9 protein-coding genes and 1 tRNA gene are annotated in these 13,709 nt (G+C 57.7%); 7 read left to right on the top strand and 3 right to left on the bottom strand.

What is annotated here, in order from left to right; genetic code table 11:
- The first annotated feature begins 146 nt into the window (after positions 1 to 146).
- The 5 genes from AC5S26_RS12075 to AC5S26_RS12055 all read left to right on the top strand — a co-directional run bounded on the left by AC5S26_RS12075 (position 147) and on the right by AC5S26_RS12055 (position 5,906).
- Positions 147 to 2,693 (top strand): secretin GspD/PilQ domain-containing protein, encoded by a 2,547-nt coding sequence (locus tag AC5S26_RS12075; RefSeq protein WP_494185141.1) that lies wholly within the window; start codon positions 147 to 149, stop codon positions 2,691 to 2,693.
- A gap of 2 nt (positions 2,694 to 2,695) precedes the next feature.
- Entirely contained in the window at positions 2,696 to 3,235 is a 540-nt protein-coding gene (locus AC5S26_RS12070; protein ID WP_494185140.1) for a type II secretion system protein, read from the top strand.
- The gene (locus tag AC5S26_RS12065; protein WP_494185139.1) at positions 3,229 to 3,648 is read left to right on the top strand and encodes a type II secretion system protein; all 420 of its coding nucleotides are present in this window, start codon (positions 3,229 to 3,231) and stop codon (positions 3,646 to 3,648) included. Before AC5S26_RS12070 ends, AC5S26_RS12065 begins: the two co-directional genes overlap by 7 nt.
- A 237-nt stretch (positions 3,649 to 3,885) precedes the next feature.
- Entirely contained in the window at positions 3,886 to 4,518 is a 633-nt protein-coding gene (locus AC5S26_RS12060; RefSeq protein WP_494185138.1) for a PEP-CTERM sorting domain-containing protein, read from the top strand.
- A gap of 215 nt (positions 4,519 to 4,733) precedes the next feature.
- Positions 4,734 to 5,906 carry a M48 family metallopeptidase gene (locus AC5S26_RS12055; protein WP_494185137.1) on the top strand — a complete coding sequence of 391 codons (1,173 nt, stop codon included), beginning with the start codon at positions 4,734 to 4,736 and terminating at the stop codon, positions 5,904 to 5,906.
- A gap of 61 nt (positions 5,907 to 5,967) precedes the next feature.
- Here the strand turns inward: AC5S26_RS12055 and AC5S26_RS12050 are convergent.
- Both AC5S26_RS12050 and AC5S26_RS12045 read right to left on the bottom strand, forming a co-directional pair.
- Positions 5,968 to 6,044, bottom strand: a tRNA-Arg gene (locus tag AC5S26_RS12050).
- A gap of 66 nt (positions 6,045 to 6,110) precedes the next feature.
- Positions 6,111 to 6,563, bottom strand: coding sequence for a winged helix-turn-helix transcriptional regulator (locus AC5S26_RS12045; protein ID WP_494185136.1), 453 nt, complete (start codon positions 6,561 to 6,563; stop codon positions 6,111 to 6,113).
- Positions 6,564 to 6,654: 91 nt separating this feature from the next.
- Here AC5S26_RS12045 and AC5S26_RS12040 point away from each other — a divergent pair, with 91 nt between their 5' ends.
- Together AC5S26_RS12040 and AC5S26_RS12035 are read left to right on the top strand one after the other, a co-directional pair.
- Positions 6,655 to 7,428, top strand: coding sequence for an SDR family oxidoreductase (locus tag AC5S26_RS12040; protein ID WP_494185135.1), 774 nt, complete (start codon positions 6,655 to 6,657; stop codon positions 7,426 to 7,428).
- A 379-nt stretch (positions 7,429 to 7,807) separates the two neighbouring features.
- Positions 7,808 to 8,095, top strand: a complete 288-nt coding sequence (locus AC5S26_RS12035; protein ID WP_494185134.1) for a tyrosine-type recombinase/integrase — start codon at positions 7,808 to 7,810, stop codon at positions 8,093 to 8,095.
- A 49-nt stretch (positions 8,096 to 8,144) separates the two neighbouring features.
- On the opposite strand, the gene AC5S26_RS12030 is transcribed toward AC5S26_RS12035, so the two are convergent.
- Positions 8,145 to 13,592 (bottom strand): hypothetical protein, encoded by a 5,448-nt coding sequence (locus AC5S26_RS12030; protein ID WP_494185133.1) that lies wholly within the window; start codon positions 13,590 to 13,592, stop codon positions 8,145 to 8,147.
- Positions 13,593 to 13,709 lie beyond the last annotated feature (117 nt).

The following is a 13,709-nucleotide window of genomic DNA, read 5'->3' as shown; positions in this document are numbered from 1 at the left end:
CGTGGCAAGATTGCGTCTCACCCGACGCGCTCAGGCCCGTCTAAGTAAGAAAGCGTTGATCCCACATACACTCAATCACTTCCCGCTGGCACGGCGTGAGCCTACAGAACGGTCTATTGCAAGCACATAAGGAATCGCAGCTCCGAATGCTATACTCACCCGAGCGCAACAGCCTGGCAGGAAAAGCCTCCACAGGCAGCGTCCTCCCCTGCGGAAATCCGGGGGCAGGCGTGTACTCCGGCAAACGCCTCACTCTTTTTGGTGTAAAGGACGCAGACGAACGTAGTATGAGTCGCGGTAGACCCTCACCTCACTTCAGGATCGCCTCGGGCGCCTCGCAGGCGTTCCAGGCCCTTCTCTTTGTCCTTCTTATTCTGGGCAGTGCCACAGCACATGCTCAGTCCGCCAAGACGTGGGATAAGAGGGGGCAGGATGCGGAACTTCGCCAAAACTACGATGCCGCCTACGAAGATTACCGTCAGGCCACCCTTAAAAATCCGAAGGATCTCCGTTATAAGGCTCATTTTGAGCTCATGCGCTTCCAGGCCTCCGTCGGCCACGTCGACCGGGGCCGTGTCCTGCGCCAGAATGGCGATCTCCAGGGGGCGTTCAATGAGTTCACCCGCGCGATTGAGATCGATGGCGGTAACCAGACCGCGCAGCAGGAGCTGGACCGCCTCAGCCATGAGATTGCAAACCAGGCCTCCCCGGCGGCACCGTCTCTGGGGCAGCAGATCGGTATCGACAATCTTTCCGTGATCGGAAGCGTTGCCGGACCCATCGATCTGAAGCCCGTCTCCGACGAGCCGATCACGCTCCACATGGTTGAGGACGTCAAAAACATCTATCAGGCCATCGGCAAGGCCGCGGGTCTCAATGTGATCTTCGACCCCGATTACACCTCGAAGCGCGTTCCAGTCGACCTGACCAATGTCTCTCTGGCTGATGCTCTGCGCATTGTCGGCACACTGTCCGGAACGTTCTATAAACCCGTAACGTCCAATACCATCTTTGTTGCGCAGAACAATCGCACCAAGCGCACCGATCTCGACGAGCTCGCCGTACAGACCTTTTATCTAACCAATGCGAGCCAGCAGTCGGACGCCAACGAGGTGCTCACCGCTCTCCGTAACGTTCTCGATCCCAGCTCCAAGATCACTCTTGTTCCCAGCCAGAATGCAATCATTCTGCGGGCTACGCCAGACCAGCTCCTGCTCGCCCAAAAACTCATCAATGATGTGGATCGCGCTCGCCCCGAGGTCACGGTCGACGTTGCAATCCTTCAGGTGAACCGCGAGAAGATGCGGAAGCTCGGCATCACGCTGCCGCAGTCCCTCACGATTACACCGCAGGCGAGTCCTAGCACGACGACCAACACCGGCAGCTCCTCTGGCAGTGGAACCACGACTTCTTCCAACTTCACGCTGAATACGCTGGCCAACCTCAATGCCACTAACTTTGCGGTCGGCCTGCCCGCAGGCACGCTGGATGCCCTGTTGTCAGATAACGACACGAAAATCCTGCAAAACCCTCGCATCCGTGCAACCGATGGCCAGCGAGCCAACCTCAAGATCGGCCAGAAGATTCCTATCGCCACCGGCTCGTACAACGCTGGTGTAGCAACCGGTGTGGCGAGCATCGGCGTACAGACCCAGTTCACTTATCTCGACGTGGGCGTCGAGATCGATATGACTCCCACCGTTCATTACGACCGCGACGTCACCCTCAAGATGAAGATGACGGTCTCGTCACAGCAGAACACGGTCACGATCTCCGGTGTAGCGGAGCCCATCATTGGCCAGAATGTAGTCGAGCAGGTCATTCAGCTGAAGGAAGGTGAGCCGAGCATCCTTGCCGGCCTTGTCACCAAGGTGGACACTCACGGCCTTAACGGAACCCCGGGCCTCAGTGAGCTTCCTCTTTTCAAATACTTTTTTGCTTCGAACTCGCGCGATGTTCAGGACAACGAGATTGTCTTTCTCCTTATCCCCCATATCGTTCGCGAGTCGATTATCACGAAGCTCAATACCCGGGCCATCGACACGGGAACGAGTACGTCGTTCCAGCTTCGTCAGGATGCCTCGCTCGCCGGTCAGAACGAAGAGATCATTCCCGGCAGACCGAGACAGTTCGGCCAGCCCACCACGGCAGCGAATGCTGCCACCGCGGCGGCGCAGCAGCTTGAGCAGCAAACGCAGCCGCCTAAGCCGCCGCCTCCGGGCACGACCACGCCTCCGGCAGGTGCTGCGACGCCGCAACCTGCCCAAACGGCCCCTTCGGCGCCAGTCAGCCTCTCGGTAGCACCGCCAGCAGGGGTTCAGGCGATCGGAAGCACTTTCCAGGTTTCAGTGAACGCTTCGGATGCGCGGGATCTGTTTGCGGTGCCCATGCAGCTCCAGTTCAACCCTGCGGTCCTGCAACTGGTCAATGTTGATGCCGGGAGCCTTCTGGCACGTGACGGACAGGCAGTCTCCATCGTCCATCGAGATGAAGGTAACGGCCTAGTCACGATCTCTACGTCCCGTCCTCCGAACTCGCAGGGGATCAGTGGGCAGGGAAGCGTAGCCACCCTGACCTTCAAGGCAGTAGCGGCAGGTGACTCCAATCTCGCGCTGGTCAAGGTTGGCGCCCGGAACAGTACCCAGGCCAATCTCCCGGCAGTGGGCTCTCAGTCCGTGGTGCATGTGAAGTGATTGTGAGCAACAACCCGGCGGTTCGACGGGCTATAACCCTGGATGTTCCAACTTCGCGGCTATTTCCGTCTGCAAAGACGAGTTCTCAGGAACGCTGCGACTCCGAGGCCGGCCTCACGCTGGTCGAACTGATCATTGTCGTGGCCATCCTCTCGATCCTGGCCAGCGCGGCTATTCCCATCGCGCGGTTTCAGGTTCGTCGCGAAAAGGAGCGAGAGCTGCGCCGTGACTTGTGGGAGATGCGGGCCGCCATCGATCGCTACAAGGATGCCGCCGATAAGGGAGCCTTTCAGATCAAGGCCGACTCTCTCGGGTATCCTCCCGATCTGCAGACTCTCGTCGATGGCGTCGACGTGCAGGGAAAGAAAGTTCGCTTTCTCCGCCGTATTCCCGTCGATCCCATGACCGGGACCCCCGAGTGGGGCTTCCGCTCCAACCAGGACGATCCTGAGTCCGATTCTTTCGGTGGCCAGAACGTCTTCGATGTCCACTCCAAGAGCCAGGGAAATGCCCTGGACGGTTCAAAATACTCCTCATGGTAGCTTTCACTCCAATTCGGGCAAGGCGTCGGTTCGAGCGGGGGTTCACCCTCATCGAACTGATGATCGTGATGGTGATCATCGGACTTCTTGCCGCTATTGCAGTCCCCATGTACGTCCAGAGCGTTCGCCACGCCCGCGAGGCTGTCCTCAAGGAAGATCTCCGCACTCTGCGTTCTGCGATTGACTCCTATACGGTTGACAAGCAAAAGGCGCCCCAGAGCCTCGACGACCTGGTTCAAGCCGGATATGTCAAGTCGATGCCCGTTGACCCCTTCACGCACCGGTCCGACACCTGGATTCCTGGCCAGGACGACACCCTCCAGAGCATTGACCAGACCGAGGCCGGGATCAACGATGTCCATTCAGGAGCCCAGGAAGTCGGTTCCGACGGTACGTCCTACTCCAGCTGGTAGAGTCACTTACTGCCTGCGGTACTGAATAGAATGCGATGGGTAAATCCTTGCCCAAGGGACTGTCCAGCGTGTGCATTTTTTTTCCTACTCCCTATTCATTTCATACTGTTTCGGAATAAAAATTCCTTCCCTCCCCGCCAATTCCATGGATTCTCGGTGCTTAACGAGATTGGCGTGTTACGTGCTTTCACTAGGTCGTTCCTGTTTTCTTTTAGATCGACTTATGGAAGGACTTCTGTGCGTATTAAGGCCCTGTCTCACATCATCTTTACTCTCGCTGTGACATGCTTTTCCGTGTCTGCTGCGAAGGCTGATTCTCTCTTTACAGGCTCCCAGGCCGGTTTCTGTTGCTTCGACGTGAATCTTCATCAGGTGGACTCCACGGACATGCAAGTCACTGTTTCTCTGACGAATGGTGCTCAGTACTTTGTGAGCACCGGTTCAGGAAACCATCCTGGATTCGCCTTCAACCTTGCCGGTGATCCCACAATCTCCGTTACTTCTATCAGTGGTCCCTGGACTCTGTCCGATGTCCATCTGAGTTCCGTCAATACCAATGGACCAAGCTTGGGAGCATTCGATTACTTCATCACCAATCCTGGTCCCGGAGCGAGCAAGCACAACGATGGACCGCTTGTTTTCACCATTCGCGATGCCTCTGGAATCGCTTATAGCGATTTCACCGCGAATAATAGTGGGAACTATTTTGCCGCGGACATCATGAATGCAGCTGGTAACACCGGCATGTCTGCAATCAATACCCCTGGCTCAACACCCTCCGCCGTTCCTGAGCCGTCCTCTTTAGCTCTTCTGGGAACGGGAATTCTGGGAGCCGCCGGTTTCATCCGCCGCCGGATGGTTCGTCTCTAACGCAGAACGGCTTTGTATTCTGCATCAGAGGTTCCTCATCACGAGGAGCCTCTTTTTTTTACCTGTCTGGCTGAGTGTAGGAGGAGATGACTTCTCTCCGCTGCGGTACACCGGCATTCGTTTGTCTTCCGTAACTTTCGGGAGCATACTACGTCTAAAGAATGCAGAGCTGCGTCCATCATCGAATCAGGGAGCGGCTCCATAGGAGACTTCCCATGCGTTCCGCAACGCAGTTCGGTTTGGCAGCTATTCTCGTCCTCTCCTCTGTCTCCTACGCGCAGACCAATAGCCAGACTCCAACTTCCACGCCACCTCCACCTCCCGGCAGCTCCAAACCCATTCCCGGCTCTCCCACGGCTACTCCCGAAGAGAGCAAGGCTGCGAAGGATACCGCCAGCAAGAAGGCCGACTCTCTTCCTTCTCCAGGTGAGGCGCTTGATCCGCATATCAAGGCGGGCAGTGAAGACGACGTCAATGCCATCGGAACCCGCAATATCGGAGGCCGCGGCCTCGGCAACTGGTACTCCACCGACTGGGAGATCCGCACTGGCAAGGGCTACTCCATGGAGATCGAAAAATCGGCCCACATGGTCACCGACCCGGTCATCAACGAGTACGTCAACCGCGTCGGCCAGAACATCGTCAAGAACTCCGACTGCAAGGTCCCCTTCACTATCAAGGTCATCGACTCCGATGAGATCAACGCCATGGCTCTTCCCGGCGGCTTCTTCTACGTCAACTCTGGCCTCATCCTCGCCGCTGACGAAGAGGCTGAGCTCGCCGGCGTTATGGCCCACGAGACTGCTCACGTCTGCGCCCACCATGCCGCCAGGCAGATGACCAAGATGAACATGGCGCAGATCGGCTCCATCCCGCTGATCATCTTCACCTCTGGCTCCTGGACCGGCTACGGCATTTATCAGGCTACCCAGCTCGCCATCCCCATCGCCTTCCTCAAGTTCTCGCGTGTCGACGAGTCCGAGGCCGACTGGCTAGGTCTCCAATACATGTATAAGGCCGGCTATGACCCGCAGGCTTTCATCCAGTTCTTCGAAAAGATCGCGGCCCTCGAGAAGCATAAGCCCGGCACGCTCTCCAAGGTCTTCTCCGACCACCCGCAGACTCCCGACCGCATCGGCCGTTCTGAGGAGGAGATTGCGACGATCATGCCTGCGCGACCCGACTACATGGTCTCGACTTCGGAGTTTGACGACGTCAAGGCACGCCTTGCCCGGCTCGAGAACAAGCGCAAGCTTCACGACAACAAGGATGGCAATCGTCCTACGCTGCGGCGAGTAGGCGGGGGCAGCAACGATCCGTCGAATCCGAACAATCCTAATAGTCCATCCAACTCGGATGATCGCCCGACGTTGGGCCGTCGCGACTAAGGCTCAAGAGTGCCCTAAAAGGGCAACCGTCCTGAAGTATTTTCAATAAATAAGAGGGGAATGGTGCGCCCGGAGTGATTCGAACACCCGACCTACTGGTTCGTAGCCAGTTGCTCTATCCAGCTGAGCTACGGGCGCACATTGCGTTGAATGCAACCTTCTCAAGATACCGGATTTTCCGTCGAAGAGCAACCCTCGCACGAGCTAAGCCTTAGCGCTGATTCCGCTCTCTGCTGAGCGCTTTTGAAACTGCTCGCGAGCCTGCGTGATCTCGTCGTAGTGCTGTTTTGCCCAGATCCACACACCGCAGAAAGCGGCTCCAAGGCCGTGTCCAAGGTGCGTCAGGCTGTACTCGACCCGTGGTGGGATGACCGGATGAATGGTGCGAACCACCAGGCCGTCGCTCTCCATCTGACGAACCGTCTTGGTCAACATCTTCTGGCTGATATCCCCAACCAACTCCCCCAGGCGCGTAAACCGGACCGTGCCATGTTCCTCGAGAACCTCGAGCACCATCATGGTCCATTTGTCGGCAACGCGCCCAATGATCTCGCGCACGAGAGCCTCAATCTTTGGATCGACGTTCTTTGGCGGCTCGGCGCGAGTGGGATGAACCGGCGAGGCGTAGTTTTTCTTTACGGCAGAATCAGGTTTCATGATCACTCTCTTTTTGGTAAGTATAGATTTTTTAGGTGCCTACTTCCTTTTAGTAAGTAATACTCCTATATTACGCCTTGAGGAGAATGCAATGAACCTAACAGGCAACACTATCCTGATCACCGGCGGCGGTTCCGGCATTGGCCGCAGCCTGGCGGAGGCGTTTCACAGACTGGGGAATCAGGTCATCATCACTGGACGGAGGAAGCAGGTTCTTGAAGCGGCAGCCGCGGCGAATCCCGGCATGCTGTCGGCAGTGCTCGATATCGAAAGCCCCGACAGCATCCGTTCTTTCGCGGATATGGCGGCGAAGACGTATCCCCAGCTCAACGTCGTCATTCATAACGCCGGCATCATGAGGCCGGAGAATCTGCTGGAACAGTCCAGCGATCTCGACACTATCGACGCGACACTCACCACAAATCTGCTTGGACCTATCCGCCTGACGGCGGCTCTGCTGCCTCTGCTAAGGCAGCAGAGCCGGGCGACCATCATGACGGTTTCCTCGGGACTGGCGTATATTCCGCTCGCACTGACTCCGACCTATTGCGCGTCCAAGGCGGCGATTCATTCCTACTCTCAATCGCTGCGGTACCAGTTGAAGTCTACGAACGTTGAAGTTATCGAGCTAGTGCCTCCGTATCTGCAGACGGAGTTGATGGGGAGCGAGCAAGCCAACGATCCCCGAGCCATGCCGCTGAAGGAGTTTATCGACGAGGTCTTAGCGATCCTCAAGGCGAAGCCGGATGTCACCGAGGTGCTCGTAGAGAGGGTGAAACCCCTCCGGTTCGCCGAGTTGAACGGCGTGGAAAAATATGAGGCGTTCTTCAAGACGTTCAACGATGCTGCGCCTGCGCCGCACTAATCTCAAAGGAGAAAGGCCAATGCATTGGAGTCGAATGACTCGATGCATTGGCCTTCGTTGCTTTTGAAACTGGTGCGCCCGGAGAGATTCGAACTCCCGACCTACTGGTTCGAAGCCTAGCAGTCCTCTTTGTTTTCAATCACTTCTGCTCTTTTCAACACTCTTCAACTCTCCAGTATTCATGCGGGTTTCGCGATTTGGGCGAGTTATCTTGCCCTCAGTCTTGCCCTCGATTATCGTCTCTGTCGGATGCTCATTGGGCAGGCCGTTACCTCGAAACTTTACGACGAACTGGAGCCTGCCTACGCTGACTTTCTCCATCATGGGAGCTGTCGAAGATGCGCGTGTGGCTAGTGGCAAATAGCAGCAACCGAGGACAATGAGCAACAACACCATTCTGAAGGGTCTGGAGCGGATGGGCTATAAGGGCAGGATGACCGGACACGGCTTCCGCGGTATTGCATCGACGATCCTGCATGAGCAGGACTACTCGCACGAGCACATCGAACTCCAACTCGCACATGCTCCCCGGAACGCTGTGAGTGCCGCATACAACCACGCCCTTCACTTGAAAGCCCGTACAAAGATGATGCAGCATTGGGCCGACTTCCTGGATCATGCGCAGCGCGGCACAAAGGTGCTGTCGTTCCCGGATCTAACTGCTTGACAGTGTCCAGCGCTGGGTAGTTGCGCCGATCTCGAGCTCGAGCTGCATGTCAGCTGTCGAGGTGTTGCAGCAGGGTGTGAAGCGGGTCCGTCGCTTCAAGCGGCACGAGCGCCTCGACAGCCCGCAATCCGAAGGCGCGATGCATCGGCAAGAGACCAAGATCCTGAAGAAGCGTGACACTCGCCTCGTCATCTGTTCCGATCGGCCGGAGATCGGGCCGGTCATAAGAATCCCAACCCTCTGTCAAATCGTACGACAACTGCTGGCTCGTGGCTCCATACTGGGAAGCTAGAGAAACCATCTTGAGGATTTCGATTTCTCGCTCCATCAGTCGAATCGCGGAAGTGCCGTCGCGAAGCTGACGCGCGAGGCTCGGCAAGTTGAGACCGAAATCCGACTGCACTTTTTCCCATGAGCCATCATGCAGCTTATCGGGAGGTTCGCTCCCGTTAGGTACGATCAAGCGATGGAGCTCTCCTACCAGGAGCGGAATACCGCCGGTGAGTCTTGCCATTTGCGTCAATTGTTGTGACGTGAGTTCAATCTCATATAAGCGCGCAAACCAGGACTGAAGGTCTTCCAGACTTAGGCGCCGCACTGCTGCGTGATCGTAGAAGTAGTAGTCGTCGCATACTTCGTTAAGTGCCCAGCGAAGCAGGTCCGCGCCTCCAGGGAGCAGAAGCAATTGATCAGAGCCATCGATGCGAGCCTTCGCCTCGTCCGCCGTAAAGATCCTTCGTTCCTGGTTGCACCCGAGCAGGGCCAAGATGCCGCAGCTCGGGTGCAGCACTGGATTTCGATCTCTTGGCTCAATCCAGTGCGAGATGGCCAGTACGGCGCGCACAAGGCGGCTCGCCTTCGGCTCGGTAGCATAATCCCGTAGATCGGCATGCAGACGATTTACCTCGTCTGTAGCGAAGAAGGACAATGGGCCGTTGTTGCTGGAGGTCAGAGTCCCCACTGGCAAATCGCGTATCTGCTGCTGGAGGATGGTAATGAGCTGCTGAGTCCCACCAAGTGCAGCGACATGGTGAGGAAAGGCAAGCCGATAGCCGGGGTCTTCCACCAACAGCTTCCGCTGCTGCAGCTCCTCGAGTTCCATCAGAATGCTGGCGCTCGTGCTACGTTCGTCGGCCATCAGCCATGTCTTGAACTTTCCGCTCGGGTCGCTTTCGAGCAGCTTTGCCCTGATCTGCTGCTCAGGATGCTCGAGCGCGTAGCCAAATGGTCGGTCCGCAAGCAGGATGGCAACCGTGTGGAATAAGATCTGTCCCAGTTTGTTTTGGGAAAAGTTGTTGTTGATCACCTGACGAATTTCATCGCGGATGGAAGAATCCTCAAGCACTGCCGTCACATCGCTAGGCATCACCTTGATGTACTCCCACGAGGTGTCGATCTGTCGTTGTTTGTCCATGCGAGTCAGCAACGCCTTGCCAGCTCGGAGCAGAACTGCGGGTTGAAAGCCGCAGCGATAAGCGACGGTAGCGGCCATGTCACCCAGATCGATCCCCAGTCGAGCGAGAGGGCCGGCCAGCAGAGATGTAGCATCGCTTGGATCAAGGGGTGAGAGGCGCAATGTGGAACCCCAATTGCTCCACGCGCCTTCCGCGCGATTCGTCTCGCGGTAGCCGGCAAATAGGAAGCGGATGCGCGGCAGTTGACGGCTGTCGGTTAGCTGTTCGAGTTCGGAGCGCAGCCGGAAGCTGAGACACTCTTCCTGGACTTTTCGGTAGCTATCAAGTTCCTGTCGGACAAATTTATCCGCCTCGTCCGCCACGATCAGCAAACTCAGCTTTGGCTCATCATCCAGTAGCTCTCGGATGACGTCGCGAAGCATGGGCCAGCCGCCCTTCTGGTGCCGCAAACTGTTTGGAACCTTCCAGTCGCACGCCTTCTCTATACCCTCAAGTACGCAGGTTACGAAGTCGTGTTCCTGGAAGCGATCCACCAGCGAAAGATAGATGACACGCAGCTTGTTGCCGCTCGGCAGGTCTTCCTTATCGAACCGATCTTGGACATAGCGCAGAAGAGCGCTCTTGCCCAGTTTCCTTCCGGAAAACAGCTTCTTGTAGTCGTTGCTGCGCGCGAGTCTTTCACCCTCTTCCATGCGGCCGACGAACATCTCCATGCGGATGAGTTGGCCGTCCTGAGTCTGATACGGATCCACCCGCTCCCAACGTTGCTGCTCAAGGACAATCTCAAAGAGCCCGAGCAGTGGCGCGACTTCAGTCGAGCGACGTAGGTCCAGCAGACGACAGAGATCCAGATCGTCAAGTACGGTAACCATGCGGCTCTTGGCGTGCTGGCGCACGTCACGCCGTGTCGTCTGTGTGACGTTAGGGGCAAGGACAACGCAGAGGTCGTCGGGCAGTGCCTTCGTGGGATTTTCAATACCGCTTACAGTGATGTTTTCAGGCACAATCACTTGCAGCTTGCGAATGTCGGCCAGTTGAGGCAGGTAGGACGGATTTACGCCCTCTTTCGCTAGGGCAATACGGATGCTTTCACAGTTCAACGAAGAGCGGAAGGGCGCGTTACTGCGAGGATGCTCGAAGCAGTCCAGCAAGTGGCTGTCGTTCAGCTTCGCCTGGAAAACAAACTTAAGAAAGGCGTCTCGCAGCTTCTTGCTTGGCGCATCGGATCGAAGCGTCGCGCTCAACCACGAGTCGGCGAGTTGAGCCGCACGCTTCTCAATCGGCGAAGTCCCTGCGATAGCCGCAATCTCTCTCAAGTGTGAGCGGGGATCCGAGAAATATCGTTGTCCCTCCGGACGGAACATCGTTTCACGCAAGCGGGTTGGACGCTGTCGGCCGACACCGTCTACGGGTGCCGTGGCAAGCCAATAATCCTTGCGGTCGAGTGCCTCCTGAATTGCATCGTTGCCGGACGAGCGAAGACGAAGGTCCTGCACCCTCTCGTCGACGAACACGCTGCTGTTGTCGATGATCCAGACTGCCCATGCTTTCAGAAGCGGAAGCTCCAGGCCGGGGCGTCCGACTCGATCACTGACCGTGTGCAGGCTCTTGCTAAAGCCGCGGATGATGTCGGCTCGCCCGTCGGTCAAGTCGCTCAATTGCGCCCCGAGTTCGCTCATGCGCAAGGAATTCCTCTCAAGCTCCTCCACCTGCAGCCTGCGATCATTCCAGCATTTCCGCTTCTCGGACTCATCCATCCAGGCAATCAATCGATCTTCGAGATCCGCTCGGTTGAGGCGGGACAGAGCTTGCAGCACGTGTGTCCGGGAGAACTCCGCATCCGGGGGTAGGAATTCCCCCGGCTCGAGCAGACGGGCGACGACCCGGAGCGGTTCGATCAGATCGTCGACGGCGACAACCGCAGAGGAAAGGGGCGGCAGTTCCCCACGGGCCTGCGGCCCAGGCAACTCGTCCAAGAATTCCAGCAACAGCGGCCGCTCGGAGATGTCCTTGAGAGTCAGTTCGAGGCACACCCCGGGAAGCGTCTGACCCCGCAGGGCCGAACGTGCGACCAACCGGCAAAGCTCTTCTTCAGGGTCCTCGAGCGGGTCGCTGTTGAAGAGGCTGTTGAGCTGCCCGATCTCTGCCGATTCCGCCTCGCGCGACTGGATGCTACCCGCAAAACCTTTGTTCCAGGAGCGCAGCATTTGGCTGAGGGTCAGGGCCTGGCTGCTCAACTCGTTGAAGGCAGCATCCATGTTCTTGCGATCGATGTACTTGGCGCCCGCATGCTCCATCGTGCGCTGGTACGTGGTCGCCCAGCGCTCGATCGCCTCAGGCATGGGTGACGCATTCCAATCGCGCGGCAAGTCGAGCAGAAGCGCGGATCGATCCTTGGCGGTCTTGTCCCAAAAGCTGGCCCACGCCTCCCGGCAGAGGGAGGTGACCAAGTTGCGCAACTTTTGCTTTTGCTGCACGGTGGTGCGGAATTGCTGACGCGCCTGCCGAATGCGAGCCTCGAGAGCCTCCCGTCGATCGAGTTGATTGCTGTCCAAACGATCGCTCAGATGCACCATCCAGTGTTGCGTCGTCAGCGAACGCTGATGGAAAAGCTCGAACGCCGCACGCAGCGCCCCATTCTCGAACGATAGGATATTTCCCCCACCGAGAAGACTGCTTAGGCTCAGCGGCGTCCTAGAGGAGAAGCCGTGGATGAACGCAAGCAACTTGACACCGGTGGATCCGCCCTCGAATTGCAAATCCTCATGAAGCTCTGAAAGAAGAGTCGTTGCCCATTGCTGCCAAAGTGTTTCCGGCGCATCCATCGGCAGCTGACCATAACGCAACAGGTGAGCCATATGACGGACCGCGTCGGAATCCAGTAGGTTCGGCAGGTCGATGACCTCCGCCGCTCGCACCGCTAGCAGAAGTCGTGGCAAAGAACTGCTCTGTAAGCTGTCCGTGATGAGCTGCCGCAGAAGGACGTTGAGATTCGGCTGAAGCCAGGGTGCCGATTCGGGAAAGCCTCGTGGACCGACGAGGTGTTTGGCGCGATAGGTCTCAAAGGAAACCAGGGCCTCCGACGTAGCGGAGTATTCCCCTGCGATTAGCGGTTGAGGCTGTTCCATCTCGCTCGTCTCACTCAGGAACGCAGGGCTCATGCTTGAGTGCGATGGGACCGCTTCGAGAGAGACAGCTTGTGGCGGAGCTGATGGAGCGATCTCATCCTCGATTGGGGTCTCCTCGAACGACGGCGCCTCATCCGAAGAGGTTGCTTCGGTCAACTCCGGTTCGCAGCGGGACGGCGGCTCGCCAAATACGGATTCGGATAGGGCTGGCCCTGGATCGGCAGGCTCCTCGCCCCGCATCTCTGTTTCCGCCTCTACCGGATGGTTAATGTCGAAGCAGATAGAGCCCCTGGCCGCCGCGTGTTCGCTCCTTTGAGAGTCCGGCTCCGGATCGTTTGCAGGAGACTCTACCGCTATGAGGGCCGCTTCCTTCTGGACCTCCGGCGCTAATCTCTGCAGAATAGGGTCGTCGTCGCCCGGGAGTCGGGGTCCGGGTTGCCACCACTCCGGTTCCACGGTGCGCAGGAACTCTTCGAGTTGCGGAAAACTGGACTCCAGCCGCTGCAGCACCTCACAACCGTCCTCTAGGGCCCAGGCCCACGGAAGCCACGACTCAATCGACGGACCTGGCAATTCCGGCGGATTGTGCTGCGCGTGGGCGGCGCGGAGCTCGGCAACGACGCTGTCGCGCAGTCCTAACCGTTCGGTCTCCGTGCGTTTGCTGCGATGCTCGATGGTGCCCGCGGTGAGAAGATCGGCGAGGTCTTGATAGCGCCGACGTTCCTTGAATTCGAGCTGCTCGATCAGCTCTCGAAGCTCCTGCTGGCTGTGCCAACGCGGTGCCGGGTCTCTCGAGAAGAGGCTGTCACGCAGCGCTTGCGACGCCTCCAGGAGCCGGTCCAGCGAATTCTGTGCTTCCGCTCGGTCAAGGGTCTCGCCTGCCTCAAGTCGATCGAGGGAGGTTCTCCAGGAGCTCGCTTGTTCTAGAAGTTCACGCAGCGCTAGGGAGGGCAAGAAACGTAGTCCGGCTGATCTATATGGGTGCAAGGGGCAAACTCGGGTCTTGGGCTAGATGCGTCGGTCCGGTCATAGTACCAGCCTGAGCCGGATTCGGCTATCTTCTCAAGGATG

The organism is Edaphobacter sp. FHG110511_03 (assembly GCF_059115365.1).
This window is presented reverse-complemented; position numbering and strand designations above follow the sequence as displayed.

Coding starts and splice junctions, on each gene's coding strand:
- AC5S26_RS12075 (WP_494185141.1), top strand. CDS start 147: ATGCTATACTCACCCGAGCGCAACAGCCTGGCAGGAAAAGCCTCCACA.
- AC5S26_RS12065 (WP_494185139.1), top strand. CDS start 3,229: ATGGTAGCTTTCACTCCAATTCGGGCAAGGCGTCGGTTCGAGCGGGGG.
- AC5S26_RS12040 (WP_494185135.1), top strand. CDS start 6,655: ATGAACCTAACAGGCAACACTATCCTGATCACCGGCGGCGGTTCCGGC.
- AC5S26_RS12045 (WP_494185136.1), bottom strand. CDS start 6,563: ATGAAACCTGATTCTGCCGTAAAGAAAAACTACGCCTCGCCGGTTCAT.
- AC5S26_RS12055 (WP_494185137.1), top strand. CDS start 4,734: ATGCGTTCCGCAACGCAGTTCGGTTTGGCAGCTATTCTCGTCCTCTCC.
- AC5S26_RS12035 (WP_494185134.1), top strand. CDS start 7,808: ATGAGCAACAACACCATTCTGAAGGGTCTGGAGCGGATGGGCTATAAG.